The 15,913-nt window shown below is 70.7% G+C and carries 15 protein-coding genes; 14 read left to right on the top strand and 1 reads right to left on the bottom strand.

Features of this window, described 5'->3' with window-relative positions; translation table 11 throughout:
* Window positions 1-267 precede the first annotated feature (267 nt).
* The 4 genes from AB0389_RS04670 (at window position 268) to AB0389_RS04655 (ending at window position 4,445) form a co-directional block, all read left to right on the top strand.
* Window positions 268-993: an MBL fold metallo-hydrolase gene (locus tag AB0389_RS04670; RefSeq protein ID WP_366393854.1), complete on the top strand. Its 726-nt coding sequence runs from the start codon at window positions 268-270 to the stop codon at window positions 991-993.
* Window positions 994-1,007: 14 nt separating this feature from the next.
* Entirely contained in the window at window positions 1,008-2,270 is a 1,263-nt protein-coding gene (gene hisS, locus AB0389_RS04665) for a histidine--tRNA ligase (protein ID WP_366393853.1), read from the top strand.
* Window positions 2,271-2,374: 104 nt separating this feature from the next.
* Entirely contained in the window at window positions 2,375-3,010 is a 636-nt protein-coding gene (locus tag AB0389_RS04660; protein ID WP_366393852.1) for a vitamin K epoxide reductase family protein, read from the top strand.
* 79 nt (window positions 3,011-3,089) lie between these two features.
* On the top strand, window positions 3,090-4,445 hold the full coding sequence (locus AB0389_RS04655) for a replication-associated recombination protein A (RefSeq protein ID WP_366393851.1): 1,356 nt from the start codon (window positions 3,090-3,092) through the stop codon (window positions 4,443-4,445).
* A 33-nt stretch (window positions 4,446-4,478) separates the two neighbouring features.
* Here the strand turns inward: AB0389_RS04655 and AB0389_RS04650 are convergent, their stop codons facing one another.
* Window positions 4,479-5,174 carry a DUF2470 domain-containing protein gene (locus AB0389_RS04650; RefSeq protein WP_366393850.1) on the bottom strand — a complete coding sequence of 232 codons (696 nt, stop codon included), beginning with the start codon at window positions 5,172-5,174 and terminating at the stop codon, window positions 4,479-4,481.
* 191 nt (window positions 5,175-5,365) lie between these two features.
* On the opposite strand from AB0389_RS04650, the gene rpsD reads away from it, so the two are divergent.
* The 10 genes from rpsD (at window position 5,366) to aroB (ending at window position 15,845) form a co-directional block, all read left to right on the top strand.
* On the top strand, window positions 5,366-5,980 hold the full coding sequence (gene rpsD, locus AB0389_RS04645; protein WP_114622954.1) for a 30S ribosomal protein S4: 615 nt from the start codon (window positions 5,366-5,368) through the stop codon (window positions 5,978-5,980).
* Window positions 5,981-6,185: 205 nt separating this feature from the next.
* Window positions 6,186-6,608 (top strand): DUF948 domain-containing protein, encoded by a 423-nt coding sequence (locus AB0389_RS04640; protein ID WP_366393849.1) that lies wholly within the window; start codon window positions 6,186-6,188, stop codon window positions 6,606-6,608.
* A gap of 5 nt (window positions 6,609-6,613) precedes the next feature.
* Entirely contained in the window at window positions 6,614-6,943 is a 330-nt protein-coding gene (locus AB0389_RS04635; protein ID WP_366393848.1) for a DUF6167 family protein, read from the top strand.
* Window positions 6,943-9,612 (top strand): alanine--tRNA ligase, encoded by a 2,670-nt coding sequence (gene alaS / locus AB0389_RS04630; RefSeq protein ID WP_366393847.1) that lies wholly within the window; start codon window positions 6,943-6,945, stop codon window positions 9,610-9,612. The genes AB0389_RS04635 and alaS overlap by 1 nt, the downstream gene beginning before the upstream one ends.
* On the top strand, window positions 9,609-10,073 hold the full coding sequence (ruvX, locus tag AB0389_RS04625) for a Holliday junction resolvase RuvX (protein WP_366393846.1): 465 nt from the start codon (window positions 9,609-9,611) through the stop codon (window positions 10,071-10,073). Before alaS ends, ruvX begins: the two co-directional genes overlap by 4 nt.
* Before the next feature lie 123 nt (window positions 10,074-10,196).
* Complete coding sequence (mltG, locus tag AB0389_RS04620; RefSeq protein WP_366393845.1) at window positions 10,197-12,053, top strand: endolytic transglycosylase MltG; 1,857 nt, start codon at window positions 10,197-10,199, stop codon at window positions 12,051-12,053.
* On the top strand, window positions 12,031-12,876 hold the full coding sequence (locus AB0389_RS04615) for a shikimate dehydrogenase (RefSeq protein ID WP_366393844.1): 846 nt from the start codon (window positions 12,031-12,033) through the stop codon (window positions 12,874-12,876). The genes mltG and AB0389_RS04615 overlap by 23 nt, the downstream gene beginning before the upstream one ends.
* A 103-nt stretch (window positions 12,877-12,979) precedes the next feature.
* Window positions 12,980-14,164, top strand: coding sequence for a chorismate synthase (gene aroC, locus AB0389_RS04610; RefSeq protein ID WP_366393843.1), 1,185 nt, complete (start codon window positions 12,980-12,982; stop codon window positions 14,162-14,164).
* Window positions 14,161-14,754 carry a shikimate kinase gene (locus tag AB0389_RS04605; protein WP_366393842.1) on the top strand — a complete coding sequence of 198 codons (594 nt, stop codon included), beginning with the start codon at window positions 14,161-14,163 and terminating at the stop codon, window positions 14,752-14,754. The genes aroC and AB0389_RS04605 overlap by 4 nt, the downstream gene beginning before the upstream one ends.
* Window positions 14,751-15,845, top strand: coding sequence for a 3-dehydroquinate synthase (aroB, locus tag AB0389_RS04600; protein WP_366393841.1), 1,095 nt, complete (start codon window positions 14,751-14,753; stop codon window positions 15,843-15,845). The genes AB0389_RS04605 and aroB overlap by 4 nt, the downstream gene beginning before the upstream one ends.
* Window positions 15,846-15,913: the final 68 nt, after the last annotated feature.

The following is a 15,913-nucleotide window of genomic DNA, read 5'->3' as shown; positions in this document are numbered from 1 at the left end:
TCCTCGATTGTCGTGTGATCACGTGCCGCCCGACCAGACAGGCACCCGGGGCCTTTCGTTTGGATCATGCCGGGCTCGCGTGCCCCGGCACCGCGCCTTGCGATACACGGCACCAGAGCCCGCGCCCTGATCCGGCCCGATCCAAACGAAAGGCCCCAGCCCCGTACGCTATATGGATTGGCTGTGGAATGAGCAGCGCCGGTACCCTGCGATCAGCCGCCGTGCCGACCGGCCACCCACCCCGCCCGACGACATATAAGGACGATCGTGCTCATTGCCGGGTTTCCCGCCGGGGCCTGGGGCACCAATTGCTATCTGGTCGCCCCCGCCGCGGGCGAGGAGTGCGTGATCATCGACCCGGGCCACCAGGCCGCCCAGGGCGTCGAGGACGCGGTCAGGAAGCATCGGCTCAAGCCCGTCGCCGTCATCCTCACCCACGGCCACATCGACCATGTCGCCTCGGTCGTCCCCGTCTGCGGAGCACACGACGTACCGGCGTGGATCCACCCCGCCGACCGCTTCATGATGAGCGACCCCGCGAAGGCGCTCGGCCGCTCGTTGGGGACGCAGCTGATGGGCGAGCTGACCGTGGGGGAGCCGTCCGACGTCCACGAGCTGACCGACGGCGCCACGGTGGCGCTGGCGGGGCTGGAGCTGACCGTCGCGCACGCGCCCGGCCATACGAAGGGGTCGGTGACCTTCGGGATGCCCGAGTCCACCGGCGGCGGCAGCGATGTGCCGCCGGTGCTCTTCTCGGGCGACCTGCTGTTCGCCGGCTCCGTCGGACGCACCGATCTGCCGGGTGGGGACCCCGCCGAGCTGCTCGAGTCGCTGGGCCGCGTGTGCCTGCCGCTCGACGACTCGACCGTGGTGCTCTCCGGCCACGGCCCCCAGACCACCATCGGCCGGGAGCGCGCCACCAACCCGTATCTGCGTGAGGTGGCCACCGGCTACGGAAGCGGCCGGAGCGCCGCTCCGCGACGAGGAATGTGAACACACCGATCTCCATGAGCACTTTCCAGGCCCCCAAGGGCACCTACGATCTGCTCCCGCCCGTCTCCGCGACCTTCCTCGCGGTACGGGAAGCGATCTCCGCACCCCTGCGCAACTCCGGCTACGGCTACATCGAGACGCCCGGCTTCGAGAACGTCGAGCTGTTCTCGCGCGGCGTCGGCGAGTCCACCGACATCGTCTCCAAGGAGATGTACGCCTTCGAGACCAAGGGCGGCGACCGGCTCGCGCTGCGCCCCGAGGGCACCGCCTCCGTGCTGCGCGCCGCGCTGGAGGCCAATCTGCACAAGGCGGGGAACCTCCCCGTCAAGCTCTGGTACTCCGGCTCGTACTACCGCTACGAGCGCCCCCAGAAGGGCCGCTACCGCCACTTCTCGCAGGTCGGCGCCGAGGCGATCGGCGCGGAGGACCCCGCGCTCGACGCCGAGCTGATCATCCTGGCCGACCAGGCGTACCGCTCGCTCGGGCTGCGGCAGTTCCGTATCCTCCTCAACTCGCTGGGCGACAAGGAGTGCCGGCCCGTCTACCGCGACGCGCTCCAGGGCTTCCTGCGCGGTCTCGACTTGGACGAGGAGACCCGCCGCCGGATCGAGCTCAACCCGCTGCGGGTCCTCGACGACAAGCGCCCCGACGTGCGCCGGCAGCTCGCGGGCGCGCCGCTGCTGCGCGACTACCTGTGCGACGCGTGCAAGGCGTACCACGAGGAGGTCAGGGACCTGCTGACGGCCGCGGATGTGGCGTACGAGGACGACGAGAAGCTCGTGCGCGGCCTCGACTACTACACGCGCACCACCTTCGAGTTCGTCCACGACGGTCTCGGGTCGCAGTCCGCGGTGGGCGGCGGCGGCCGGTACGACGGGCTCTCCGAGATGATCGGCGGCCCTGCGCTCCCGTCGGTCGGCTGGGCGCTGGGCGTGGACCGTACGGTGCTGGCGCTGGAGGCCGAGGGCATCACCCTGGAGGTGCCGAACGCGACGAGCGTCTTCGCCGTCCCGCTGGGCGAGGAAGCCAGGCGCACGCTGTTCGGCGTGGTCACGGAGTTGCGCCGGGCCGGCGTCGCCGCGGACTTCTCGTACGGCGGGAAGGGCCTGAAGGGCGCCATGAAGAACGCCAACAGGTCCGGCGCCCGGTACACGGTCGTCGCGGGCGAGCGCGATCTCGCCGAGGGCGTGGCGCAGCTCAAGGACATGGAGACCGGCGAGCAGACCCCGGTCGCGCTCGACGCCCTCGTGACGGAACTGACCCGACGGCTCGGCTGAGACGCCCCGGCCCTCGCTCTCCTTACGCGCAGCGAACGGTGGAGCGAGGGCCCCGTACGGCACAATGAGCCTGCCCCACAGGCCCACAGTGATGGAACGGCGATATGAAGAGTGCAGCGGTGGACGACGTCTCCTCCTCCCGGAGGGAGGGAGGCGCCCCGGGGACCGTGGGCGGCGGCAGAGCGTTCGCGCTCCTGCTGATCATCACGGGCGCGGCCGGGCTGCTGGCGGCGTGGGTCATCACCATCGACAAGTTCAAGCTGCTGGAGGACCCGGGGTTCACACCGGGGTGCAGTCTGAATCCGGTGGTCTCGTGCGGCAACATCATGAAGAGCGAGCAGGCGTCGGTCTTCGGCTTCCCGAACCCGATGCTGGGGCTCGTCACGTACTCCGTGGTGATCGGTATCGGCATGGGGCTGCTCGCCGGGGCGCGCTACCGGGGCTGGTTCTGGCTCGGGCTGAACGCCGGGACGCTCTTCGGGGTCGGGTTCTGCACCTGGCTCCAGTACCAGTCGCTGTACCGCATCAACTCGCTCTGCCTCTGGTGCTGTCTGGCCTGGGTCGGGACCATCGTCATGTTCTGGTACGTGACGTCCCACAACATCCGCAACGGGGTGCTGCCCGCGCCGTCCTGGCTGCGCGGCTTCCTCGGCGAGTTCACCTGGCTCCTCCCCGCACTGCACATCGGCATCATCGGGATGCTCATCCTGACCCGCTGGTGGGACTTCTGGACCGGATGATCCCGGCTCGGCGGATCCCGGCCGGGGCGGCGGTTCCGGCCCGGTGATCGCTGTCAGTGGTCTGGCATAGGCTTCACGCGTGGAGCCCGACCTCTTTACCGCAGCGGCGGAAGACCGCCAGGAGAAGGACCCGTCCAGCAGCCCCCTGGCCGTCCGGATGCGCCCGCGCGTCCTGGACGAGGTCGTCGGGCAGGGGCATCTGCTCAAGCCGGGATCCCCGCTGCGCCGGCTGGTCGGGGAGGGCAGCGGCGGCCCCGCGGGACCCTCGTCGGTGATCCTCTGGGGACCGCCGGGCACCGGCAAGACGACCCTCGCCTACGTCGTCTCCAAGGCCACCAACAAACGCTTCGTCGAGCTGTCCGCGATCACCGCAGGCGTCAAGGAGGTCCGCGCCGTCATCGACGGGGCGCGCCGCGCCTCCGGCGGCTTCGGCAAGGAGACCGTCCTCTTCCTCGACGAGATCCACCGCTTCAGCAAGGCCCAGCAGGACTCCCTGCTGCCCGCGGTCGAGAACCGCTGGGTGACGCTCATCGCCGCCACCACCGAGAACCCGTACTTCTCGATCATCTCCCCGCTGCTCTCCCGCTCCCTGCTGCTCACGCTGGAGCCGCTCACCGACGACGACCTGAGCGCTTTGCTGCGCCGGGCGCTCACCGAGGAGCGCGGGCTCGGCGGCGCGGTCACGCTGCCCGCGGACGCCGAGGCGCATCTGCTGCGGATCGCCGGCGGCGACGCGCGCCGCGCGCTGACCGCGCTGGAGGCGGCGGCCGGCGCGGCGATCGACAAGGGGGAGCCGGACATCTCCCTGGCCACCGTCGAGGAGACCGTCGACCGGGCGGCCGTGCGCTACGACCGCGACGGCGACCAGCACTACGACGTGGCGAGCGCGCTCATCAAGTCGATCCGGGGCTCCGACGTGGACGCCGCGCTGCACTACCTGGCCCGCATGATCGACGCGGGCGAGGACCCCCGGTTCATCGCCAGGCGGCTGATGATCTCGGCGAGCGAGGACATCGGCCTCGCCGACCCCGGGGCCCTGCCCCTCGCGGTCGCCGCGGCCCAGGCCGTGGCCATGATCGGCTTCCCGGAGGCCGCCCTGACCCTCAGCCACGCCACCATCGCGCTCGCCCTCGCGCCCAAGTCGAACGCGGCGACGACCGCGATCGGGGCGGCGCTGGAGGACGTGAGGAAAGGGCTGGCCGGGCAGATCCCGCCGCATCTGCGCGACGGCCACTACAAGGGCGCGGCCAAACTGGGGCACGCCCAGGGATATGTCTATCCGCACGATGTGCCCGGGGGGATCGCCGCTCAGCAGTACGCCCCGGACGCGGTGCGGGACCGGCGGTACTACGAACCCACCCGGTACGGCGCGGAGGCGCGCTACGCGGATGTGGCCGACAAGGTGCGCGAGCGGCTGCGCGGGGACGCCGGCTGAGAGCCTGCCGGGCCCCGGGCCGGCCCCGGGTCTTCAGCCGGCCGCCGCGTCGAAGAGGGTGTGCATGGCGTAGCGCAGCTCGTTCACATCGCGCACCGGCTCGGGGAAGTCGAAGCGGGCGTCGAAGCACTGCACACCGGTGAAGCGCACCCGCAGTCCGAACCGGTCGATGGCGACCGGCACGGCCGCGGTCCCCGCCGTGGTCGACTCGCCGCGCTCGCCGAGCAGTCCGCGCAGCGACTGGACCTCGGCGGCGTGGGCGGCGTGCAGATGCTGGAGCAGCTCCGCCTCGTGCTCGATCAGCGGGTCGGCCGCGGCCGACGCGAACTCCTCGGGCTCGACCTGGTCCGCGCCCCAGAGGTCGTCCACGCAGGCCTCGCCGACCTCCAGCCGCAGCAGCGTGCGGCCGGGTTCCATCGCCGCCTGTTCGGGGTCGCGGGTGAGCCAGCCGGAGAGCCAGGCCCGGCCCCGGATCCGGTGGGGTACGGAGACGGGCGCGACATCGGTGATCTCCAGCACCGCGTTGAGCTCGTCGTCCTGCGCGTGGGTCGCGGCGCGCACCGCGGGGGAGTCGGTGGCGAAGACGAGGAACACCTCGCCGTCGGGCCCGACGGACCGCAGATCCGGCATCAGCTGGTAGGGCAGAGCCCCGTCCAGGCCCGGAATGATCAGTACGGCCGAGCATGTACTCTGTACGAGAGTTCGTGTGCGTTCGGCTGCTGACGGCATCCGATCGATTTCAAGCCCGCTGGGACGCGGCTGACCATGAGCTGATCGGACCTCCGTCGAATCGTCGCCCTTATCTGTGTGGGCGTCGAGGCTGCTGCTGTCTGTGATGCGCGTGGTGTTCCCAGGGCGAGACATGCGATCTCCTTAAGTAAGGTGAACCTAACCTAACCTACAACGGAGGTCTGGAGAACGTGCCTAACCAGTCGCGTCCCAAGGTCAAGAAGTCACGCGCGCTCGGTATCGCGCTGACGCCGAAGGCTGTCAAGTACTTCGAGGCCCGCCCCTACCCGCCGGGCGAGCACGGCCGCGGACGCAAGCAGAACAGTGACTACAAGGTCCGTCTGCTCGAGAAGCAGCGCCTGCGCGCCCAGTACGACATCAGCGAGCGCCAGATGGCGCGCGCCTACGACCGCGCCAAGAAGGCCGGCGGCAAGACCGGCGAGGCGCTCGTCGTCGAGCTGGAGCGCCGCCTCGACGCCCTGGTCCTGCGTTCGGGCATCGCCCGCACCATCTACCAGGCCCGTCAGATGGTCGTCCACGGCCACATCGAGGTCAACGGTGGCAAGGTCGACAAGCCGTCGTTCCGCGTCCGCCCCGACGACGTCGTGATGGTCCGCGAGCGCAGCCGCGACAAGGTCCCGTTCCAGGTCGCCCGCGAGGGTGGCTACGACACGGACGGCGAGACCCCGCGCTACCTCCAGGTCAACCTGAAGGCCCTCGCGTTCCGCCTCGACCGTGACCCGAACCGCAAGGAAATCCCGGTCATCTGCGACGAGCAGCTCGTCGTCGAGTACTACGCCCGCTGACACACCGGCGAGCGCGCCCGCCGATCCCTCCGCCCCGCGCGGGCGGGGGATCGGCGGGCTTCGCCGTTCCGCCGGACACCCGTTCACCCGTACCCGTTCACCGGCGTTAATCCGGTACGGGGCGCGACCACCGGCGCGATAGGCTCGGGGGACGACTTTCCAGTCGCTTTCCAGCTGACCTTCGACGATCAGGGAGCGGTGCGGCGTGACCGGTGGAGAGGTTGCCGGGATCCTGGTGGCCGTGTTCTGGGCCATCCTGGTCTCCTTCCTGGCCGTGGTCCTGGTGCGGCTGGCACAGACACTCAGGGCGACCACCAGACTCGTGGCGGACATCACGGAACAGGCGGTTCCCCTGCTGGCGGACGCCTCGGCGACCGTACGCTCGGCGCAGACCCAGCTCGACCGGGTGGACGCCATCGCCACGGACGTCCAGGAAGTCACCTCCAACGCCTCGGCGCTCTCCTCCACCGTCGCCACCACCTTCGGCGGCCCGCTGGTGAAGGTCGCGGCGTTCGGCTACGGCGTACGCCAGGCCATGAGTCGCCGGGGCGCACCGGCCGCCGGTGCGGGACCGGTGGTCGTCGGGCGCACCCTGCCGACCGCCCGGCGCAGGAAGAAGAAGGGCTGACAGCGATGTTCCGCCGTACGTTCTGGTTCACCGCGGGCGCCGCGGCCGGCGTCTGGGTCACCACCAAGGCGCACCAGAAGCTCAAGCAGCTGACCCCGGAGAGCCTCGCCGCGCAGGCGGCGAACAAGGCGATCGACGCCGGTCACAAGGTCAGGGAGTTCGCCGTCGACGTCCGGTCGGGCATGGTCCGCCGGGAAGCCGAACTCGGCGAGGCGCTCGGCCTGGAAGCGGCGGCCGACGACCCGGCACTGCCCGCGCCCCGGCGTCTCGTGGCGATCGAGCACCCCCGCACCACGCACCCCTACAAGCCGCACAACCGGAATGAGGACCACTGATGGAGTCGGCCGAAATTCGTCGCCGCTGGCTGAGCTTCTTCGAGGAGCGCGGCCACACCGTCGTCCCTTCGGCGTCGCTCATCGCGGACGACCCGACTCTGCTGCTGGTCCCGGCGGGCATGGTGCCCTTCAAGCCGTACTTCCTCGGCGAGGTCAAGCCGCCCGCCCCGCGCGCCACCAGCGTCCAGAAGTGCGTCCGTACGCCGGACATCGAAGAGGTCGGCAAGACCACCCGGCACGGCACGTTCTTCCAGATGTGCGGCAACTTCTCCTTCGGTGACTACTTCAAGGAAGGTGCCATCACCTACGCCTGGGAACTGCTCACCACCCCCGTGGCGGACGGCGGTTACGGCCTGGAGCCCGAGAAGCTCTGGATCACCGTCTACCAGGACGACGACGAGGCCGAGCAGATCTGGCGCGAGAAGATCGGCGTCCCCGCCGAGCGCATCCAGCGCCTGGGCATGGGGCCGAATTTCTGGTCGATGGGCGTCCCCGGACCCTGCGGCCCCTGCTCCGAGATCAACTACGACCGCGGCCCCGAGTTCGGCGTCGAGGGCGGCCCCGCCGTCAACGACGAGCGCTACGTGGAGATCTGGAACCTGGTCTTCATGCAGTACGAGCGCGGTGAGGGCTCCGGCAAGGACGACTTCCCGATCCTCGGCGACCTGCCGTCGAAGAACATCGACACCGGTCTCGGCCTCGAACGCCTCGCCATGATCCTCCAGGGCGTGCGGAACCTGTACGAGATCGACACCTCGATGGCCGTCATCGACAAGGCCACCGAGCTGACCGGCGTACGGTACGGCGCCGCCGCGGCCTCGGACGTCTCCCTGCGCGTCGTCACCGACCACATGCGTACGTCGGCCATGCTCATCGGCGACGGCGTCACCCCCGGCAACGAGGGCCGCGGCTATGTGCTGCGCCGCATCATGCGCCGCGCCATCCGCAACATGCGCCTGCTGGGCGCCACCGAGCCGGTCGTCGCCGAGCTGATCGACGTGGTCATCAGGACCATGGGCGAGCAGTACCCGGAGCTGGAGACCGACCGCAAGCGCATCGAGACCGTCGCCCTCGCCGAAGAGGCCGCCTTCCTCAAGGCCCTCAAGGGCGGCACCAACATCCTCGACACCGCCGTCACCGAGACCAAGGCCGCCGGCGGCCAGGTCCTCGCCGGCGACAAGGCGTTCCTGCTCCACGACACCTGGGGCTTCCCCATCGACCTCACCCTGGAGATGGCCGCCGAACAGGGCCTCTCCGTGGACGAGGACGGCTTCCGCCGCCTGATGAAGGAGCAGCGGGACCGCGCCAAGGCCGACGCCAAGGCCAAGAAGTCCGGCCACGCCGACCTCTCCGCCTACCGCGCCGTCGCCGACGCCGGCGGCTCCACCGAGTTCACCGGCTACACCTCCACCGAGGGCGAGTCGACCGTCGTCGGACTCCTCGTCGACGGGGTGTCCTCGCCCGCGGCCACCGAGGGCGACGAGGTCGAGGTCGTACTCGACCGGACCCCCTTCTACGCCGAGGGCGGCGGCCAGCTCGCCGACCAGGGCCGGATCCGGCTCGACAACGGCGCCGTCATCACCGTCCGCGACGTACAGCAGCCGGTCCCCGGCGTCTCCGTGCACAAGGGAACCGTGCAGGTCGGCGAGGTGACGGTGGGCGCCTCCGCGCACGCCGCCATCGATCTGACCCGCCGTCGGGCCATCGCCCGCGCCCACAGCGCCACCCACCTCACCCACCAGGCGCTGCGCGACGCGCTCGGCCCGACGGCCGCCCAGGCCGGCTCCGAGAACTCACCCGGCCGCTTCCGCTTCGACTTCGGCTCGCCCGCCGCCGTACCCGGCACGGTCCTGCTGGACGTCGAGCAGAAGATCAACGAGGTGCTCGCCAGGGAGCTGGACGTCCAGGCCGAGGTCATGTCCATCGACGAGGCCAAGAAGCAGGGCGCGATCGCCGAGTTCGGCGAGAAGTACGGCGAGCGGGTCCGCGTGGTGACCATCGGCGACTTCTCCAAGGAGCTGTGCGGCGGGACGCATGTCCGCAACACCGCCCAGCTGGGGCTGGTGAAGCTGCTCGGCGAGTCGTCGATCGGCTCCGGGGTCCGGCGTATCGAGGCGCTGGTCGGCGTGGACGCGTACCACTTCCTCGCCAAGGAGCACACCGTCGTCGCCCAGCTCCAGGAGCTGGTCAAGGGCCGTTCCGAGGAACTGCCCGAGAAGATCGCCGGCATGCTCGGCAAGCTGAAGGACGCCGAGAAGGAGATCGAGAAGTTCCGCGCGGAGAAGGTCCTCGCCGCCGCCGCCGGACTCGCCGACTCCGCCCAGGACGTACGGGGCACGGCCCTGGTCACCGGTCAGGTCCCGGACGGCACCTCGGCCGACGACCTGCGCAAGCTGGTCCTCGACGTCCGCGGCCGGATCAGCGGTGACCGGCCGGTGGTCGTCGCCCTGTTCACCACGGCCAACGGCCGCCCGCTGACGGTCATCGCCACCAACGAGGCCGCCCGCGAACGCGGCCTCAAGGCCGGCGAGCTGGTCCGTACGGCCGCCAAGACCCTCGGCGGCGGTGGCGGTGGCAAGCCGGATGTCGCCCAGGGCGGCGGCCAGAACCCGGAGGCCATCGGCGACGCCGTGGCCGCCGTGGAACGCCTCGTCGCCGACCTCGCGTGAGGCGGGGACGACGGCTCGCGATCGATGTCGGGGACGCCCGGATCGGGGTCGCCTCGTGCGACCCCGACGGGATCCTCGCCACGCCGGTGGAGACCGTGCCGGGACGCGATGTCCCGGCCGCCCACCGGCGGCTCCGGCAGATCGTGGCGGAGTACGAGCCGATCGAGGTGCTGATCGGCCTGCCGCGCTCCCTCAACGGGGGCGAGGGGCCGGCCGCGGCAAAGGTACGTCTGTTCGCCCAGGAGGTCGCGCGGGGCATCGCACCGCTGCCGGTACGACTGGTCGATGAGCGGATGAGCACAGTGACGGCGAGTCAGGGATTGCGCGCTTCGGGTGTGAAAGCCAAGAAGGGCCGGTCCGTGATCGACCAAGTGGCGGCAGTCGTCATCCTTCAGAGCGCGCTGGAGGCCGAACGGACCTCGGGTAAAGCTCCGGGCGAGGGCGTCGAAGCGGTTATCTGATCGCGATACGGTAACGTTCCGCGCGATGCGACAGTGTTCGAACAGCTGCCGCACAGAAAAGAGGCGAAACGGACGCGGTGCCACCGGCTCGGCTGCTGTTCACCTCGCGGCTCAAGGGGAACGATGACTGACTATGGCCGGGGCTCCGGTTCCGAACCGTGGCACCCTGAAGACCCTTTGTTCGGGGACCAGGGGTGGGCGGCACAGCAGGCCACCGACGCCGGCGCTCCCTACGGCGGGCCGCAACAGCAGCAACAGCAGCAGCAGTTCGAGCAGCAGCATCAGCAGCAGTACCCCCAGCACCAGCAGCATCAGCAGCCGCAGGGGCCCTCGTACGGCGGCGGCCAGGACCCGTACCAGCAGCAGTACGCTCAGCAGCAGTACGCGCCCCAGCAGTACGCCGACCCGCAGCAGTACGGCGGCGGTCCCCAGTACGGCAACGGCCAGTACGACGGCGCACAGCAGCAACCGCAGCATCACCAGCAGCAGGCACCTCAGCACCAGCAGGCTCAGGCCGCTCAGCAGCCGCAGCAGGGCCAGTATCCCGAGCCGCAGTACAACGACCCCCAGTACAACGGTGGTTGGGACGCGGGACAGCAGGCGGAGATGCCCTACGCCGGCACCCCCTCAGGCCCGTACGCGGCCCAGCAGGAGACCTACGGCGAGAATCCCGACCCCTACGCCACCCCGGACGCCTACCCGCCGCCCCAGCCCCCCGGCCGGCGTCGCACCGACCCGGAGCCCGAGCCCGAGGCGGAGCAGGCCGGGGCCGCGAAGGACTCCGACCAGCCGGAGAAGGAGACCCACCCCTTCTTCACCGGTGACGACGGCGGCGACGGCGACGGCAAGAGCGCGGACACCGAGGACGAGGGCCGCGGCGGGCGCAGGAACAAACAGAAGAAGGGCCGCAACGGCGTCGCCTGCCTGGTGGTCGCCGCGGTGTTCCTCGGCGGCGCGGGCGGCATCGGCTATGTCGGCTACCAGTTCTGGGAGAGCAAATTCGGCCCGCCCCCGGACTACGCGGGCGCCGGCTCGGGCTCGGTGCAGGTGGAGATCCCGCAGGGAGCCGGCGGCTACGAGATCGGCGCCATCCTGGTGAAGGGCGGCATCGTCAAGAGCCAGCGCGCGTTCGTCTCCGCCACGAAGAACAACCCCAAGGGCAATACGATCCAGGCGGGCGTCTACACGCTCAGCAAGGAAATGTCGGCGGCGAATGCCGTGAAGGCCATGCTCAGCCCCAGCAGCCGCAACGCTCTGATCATTCCCGAGGGCAAGCGGAATATCCAGATCTACGCGATGATCGACAAACAGCTCGGGCTGGCCGAGGGATCCACGGAGAAGGTCGCGAAGAAGGACTTCGCGGACCTCGGGCTGCCGAAGTGGGCCAAGAACGGCTCCCCGATAAAGGATCCGCTGGAAGGTTTCCTCTACCCCGCCAGCTATCCGGTCGCCAAGGGCACCAAACCGGAGGCCGTCCTCAAGAAGATGGTCGCCAGGGCGAACTCCGAGTACACCAAGCTCGACCTGGTGGGGAACGCCAAGAAACACGATCTCGAAGGCCCCTGGGAGCTGCTCACGGCCGCCAGCCTGGTCCAGGCGGAGGGCAAGACGCACGACGACTTCCGCAAGATGGCGGAGGTCATCTACAACCGTCTCAAGCCCGACAACACGGAGACGAATCAGCTGCTCCAGTTCGATTCCACCTTCAATTACCTCAAGGGCCAGAGCGAGATCGACATCAGCGAGGCCGAGATCAACAAGAACCAGGATCCGTACAACTCGTACACCCACAAGGGACTCACCCCGGGCCCCATCGGAAACCCGGGCGAAGACGCGCTGGCCGCCGTGCTCAATCCCACGGAGGACGGCTGGGTCTACTTCGTGGCGACCGACGGCCAGGACAAGACCGAATTCGCCAAGACGTACGATGAATTCCTTCTGCTCAAGGACAAGTTCGATGGCAGGAACAAGGGGAACTGAGGCGCGCCGGGCGGCCGTGCTCGGATCGCCCATCGCCCATTCCCTCTCGCCCGCGCTGCACCGCGCCGCGTACCGCGAACTCGGCCTCGCCCACTGGTCGTACGACCGTTTCGACGTGGACGAGGCCGGGCTCCCCGGCTTTCTCGACGGGCTCGACGCCTCGTGGGCCGGTCTCTCGCTGACCATGCCGCTCAAGCGCGCCGTCATCCCGCTGCTCGACGGGATCACCGGCACGGCGGCCTCGGTCGAGGCGGTCAACACGGTCGTCATCGGCGCGGACGGCCGGCGCACCGGCGACAACACCGATATCCCCGGCATGATCGCCGCGCTGGGCGAGCGCGGCGTCGAGAAGGTGGACTCCGCCGCGATCCTCGGCGCGGGCGCGACCGCGTCGTCCGCGCTCGCGGCGCTCTCCCGTATCTGTACGGGCCCGGTCACCGCGTACGTCCGCAGCGCCGAGCGCGCCGCCGAGATGCGCGGCTGGGGCGAGCGGCTCGGCGTGGATCTCCGTACCGCCGACTGGTCGGCGGCCCCCGCGGCCTTCGACGCCCCGCTCGTCGTCGCGACCACCCCGGCGGGCACTACCGACGCCCTCGCCGCGAGCGTTCCCGGCCGGCCCGGCACGCTCTTCGACGTGCTGTACGAGCCCTGGCCGACCCCGCTGGCCGCCGCGTGGTCGCGCGGCGGCGGGGCGATCGTCTCGGGGCTCGATCTGCTCGTACACCAGGCGGTCCTCCAGGTGGAACGGATGACGGGGCTGTCCCCCGCGCCCCTGCGCGCGATGCGGGCGGCAGGGACGGCTGCGCTCCACCCTGCGGACTGATTCCCGGACGTCCGGGCCGTCGTGGGAGAATCGGCCACGGCGGGCCAGGGCCGCACCCGGTCGCGCCGCTGATCCATCCGGGCGCGAATATCGAGGAGCACCGTTGAGCAGGTTGCGCTGGCTGACCGCGGGGGAGTCGCACGGACCCGCACTCGTGGCGACGCTGGAGGGTCTTCCCGCCGGCGTGCCGATCACCACGGAGATGGTGGCCGGCCACCTGGCCAGGCGCCGCCTCGGTTACGGGCGCGGTGCGCGGATGAAGTTCGAGCAGGACCAGGTGACCTTCCTCGGCGGAGTGCGGCACGGGCTGACCATGGGGTCGCCTGTCGCGATCATGGTCGGGAACACCGAGTGGCCCAAGTGGGAGCAGGTCATGTCGGCCGATCCGGTCGACCCCGCGGTGCTGGCCGACTCGGCACGCAACGCCCCGCTGACCCGGCCCAGGCCCGGCCACGCGGACCTCGCCGGTATGCAGAAGTACGGCTTCGACGAGGCCCGTCCCGTGCTGGAGCGGGCCAGCGCGCGGGAGACCGCCGCGCGGGTCGCGCTCGGCGCCGTGGCGCGCTCGTACCTGAAGGAGACCGCCGGGATCGAGATCGTCTCCCATGTGGTCGAGCTGGCGGCGGCCAAGGCCCCGTACGGCGTCTACCCCGAGCCCGGTGACGTGGCGCGGCTGGACGCCGACCCGGTGCGCTGCCTGGACGCGGACGCGAGCGAGGCGATGGTCGCCGAGATCGACCAGGCGCACAAGGACGGCGACACGCTCGGCGGGGTCGTCGAGGTGCTGGCGTACGGCGTGCCGGTCGGGCTCGGCTCGCACGTCCACTGGGACCGCAGGCTGGACGCGCGGCTGGCCGCCGCGCTGATGGGCATTCAGGCGATCAAGGGCGTCGAGGTCGGCGACGGGTTCGGCCTCGCGCGGGTGCCGGGTTCGCAGGCGCACGACGAGATCGTCTCGACCCCCGAGGGCATCCGGCGCTCGACGGGCCGCTCCGGCGGCACCGAGGGCGGGCTGACCACCGGTGAACTCCTGCGCGTACGGGCCGCGATGAAGCCCATCGCGACCGTGCCGCGCGCGCTGGCCACCATCGACGTGGTCACCGGCGAGGCCACCAAGGCGCACCACCAGCGCTCCGACGTGTGTGCCGTACCGGCCGCCGGCATCGTCGCCGAGGCCATGGTGGCACTGGTCCTCGCGGACGCGGTCGCGGAGAAGTTCGGCGGCGACAGCGTTCCGGAGACGCGCCGCAACGTCCGCTCGTACCTCGACAACCTCCAGATCCGATGAGCGCTCCCGCTGTGGTGCTGGTCGGGCCGATGGGCGTCGGCAAGACCACTGTCGGCGAACTGCTCGCCGAGCGGCTCGGCACGCGCTTCCGCGACAGCGACGCCGACATCGTCGCCGCCCAGGGCCGGACGATCGCCGACATCTTCGTGGACGACGGCGAGACGCGCTTCCGGGAGCTGGAGCGGGAGGCGGTAAGGACCGCCGTCGCCGAGCACGACGGTGTGCTGGCGCTCGGCGGCGGTGCCGTCCTCGACGCGTCCACCCGCGAACTCCTGGCCGGCCTGCCCGTCGTCTATCTGACGATGGAGGTCGGGGAGGCGATCAAGCGGTCCGGGCTGAACACCGCCCGCCCGCTGCTGGCCGTCAACCCCCGCCAGCAGTGGAAGCTGCTGATGGAGGCGCGCCGCCACCACTACACCGATGTGGCCCGGGTCGTCGTCCCGACCGACGACCTCACCGCCGAAGAAGTCACCGAGGCGGTCCTCGAAGCGCTGGGGCTGAAGCGGTCAGCACCCGCACCGGCGCAGGACGCGCCCGAACCCGGCAGTCCCGGCAGTCCCGGAAGTCCCGGCAAGGAGAAGCAGGCATGACGGAGCAGACAGTCACCCGGATCCAGGTCGGCGGCAGCGCCGGGCACGATCCGTACGAGGTGCTCGTCGGCCGGCAGCTGCTGGGGGAGCTGCCCGCCCTGATCGGCCCCCGCGCCAAGCGGGTCGCGGTCCTCCACCCGGAGGCGCTCGCCGGGACGGGCGAGGCGCTGCGGCAGGATCTCGCGGACCAGGGGTACGAGGCCGTCGCCATCCAGGTGCCGAACGCCGAGGAGGCGAAGACCGTCGAGGTCGCCGCGTACTGCTGGAAGGCGCTCGGCCAGACCGGCTTCACCCGCAGCGACGTCATCGTCGGGGTCGGCGGCGGCTCCACCACCGATCTCGCCGGGTTCGTCGCGGCGACCTGGCTGCGCGGCGTGCGCTGGATCGCCGTACCGACGACCGTGCTCGGCATGGTCGACGCGGCGGTCGGCGGCAAGACCGGTATCAACACCGCCGAGGGCAAGAACCTCGTCGGCGCCTTCCACCCGCCGGCCGGGGTGCTCTGCGACCTCGCCGCGCTGGACTCCCTCGGGGTCCACGACTACGTCAGCGGTCTTGCCGAGATCATCAAGGCCGGTTTCATCGCCGACCCGGCCATCCTCGAACTCGTCGAGTCGGACCCCGAGGCCGCCCGTACCCCCGCCGGACCGCACACCGCCGAGCTGATCGAGCGGTCGATCCGGGTCAAGGCCGAGGTCGTCTCCAGCGATCTCAAGGAGTCGGGGGCGCGCGAGTTCCTCAACTACGGGCACACCCTGGCGCACGCCATCGAGAAGAACGAGCGCTACAAGTGGCGGCACGGCGCGGCCGTCTCGGTCGGCATGGTCTTCGCCGCCGAGCTGGGCCGGCTGGCGGGCCGCCTCGACGACGCGACCGCCGACCGGCACCGCTCCGTACTGGAGTCCGTCGGGCTGCCGCTGACCTACCGGGGCGACCAGTGGCCCAAGCTGCTGGAGACCATGAAGGTCGACAAGAAGTCCCGGGGCGACCTGCTGCGCTTCATCGTGCTGGACGGTCTGGGCAAGCCCACCGTGCTGGAGGGGCCCGACCCGGCGGTGCTGCTCGCGGCGTACGGGGAGGTCTCGTCGTAACGTCCGCCGGGCAACCCCCGCCGGGCACCTTGGACGGCTCCGGTCCGTTGCCACTGTGGCGGCCGGGG

The organism is Streptomyces sp. NPDC093109, from assembly GCF_040701725.1.
Taxonomy (GTDB): Bacteria; Actinomycetota; Actinomycetes; order Streptomycetales; family Streptomycetaceae; genus Streptomyces.
Note: the sequence above shows the minus strand (reverse complement) of the source record. Positions and strands in the feature narration are given on the sequence as shown.

Coding starts and splice junctions, on each gene's coding strand:
- AB0389_RS04635 (WP_366393848.1), top strand. CDS start 6,614: ATGTTCCGCCGTACGTTCTGGTTCACCGCGGGCGCCGCGGCCGGCGTC.
- alaS (WP_366393847.1), top strand. CDS start 6,943: ATGGAGTCGGCCGAAATTCGTCGCCGCTGGCTGAGCTTCTTCGAGGAG.
- aroB (WP_366393841.1), top strand. CDS start 14,751: ATGACGGAGCAGACAGTCACCCGGATCCAGGTCGGCGGCAGCGCCGGG.
- AB0389_RS04660 (WP_366393852.1), top strand. CDS start 2,375: ATGAAGAGTGCAGCGGTGGACGACGTCTCCTCCTCCCGGAGGGAGGGA.
- AB0389_RS04605 (WP_366393842.1), top strand. CDS start 14,161: ATGAGCGCTCCCGCTGTGGTGCTGGTCGGGCCGATGGGCGTCGGCAAG.
- mltG (WP_366393845.1), top strand. CDS start 10,197: ATGACTGACTATGGCCGGGGCTCCGGTTCCGAACCGTGGCACCCTGAA.
- AB0389_RS04615 (WP_366393844.1), top strand. CDS start 12,031: ATGGCAGGAACAAGGGGAACTGAGGCGCGCCGGGCGGCCGTGCTCGGA.
- hisS (WP_366393853.1), top strand. CDS start 1,008: ATGAGCACTTTCCAGGCCCCCAAGGGCACCTACGATCTGCTCCCGCCC.
- AB0389_RS04650 (WP_366393850.1), bottom strand. CDS start 5,174: ATGCCGTCAGCAGCCGAACGCACACGAACTCTCGTACAGAGTACATGC.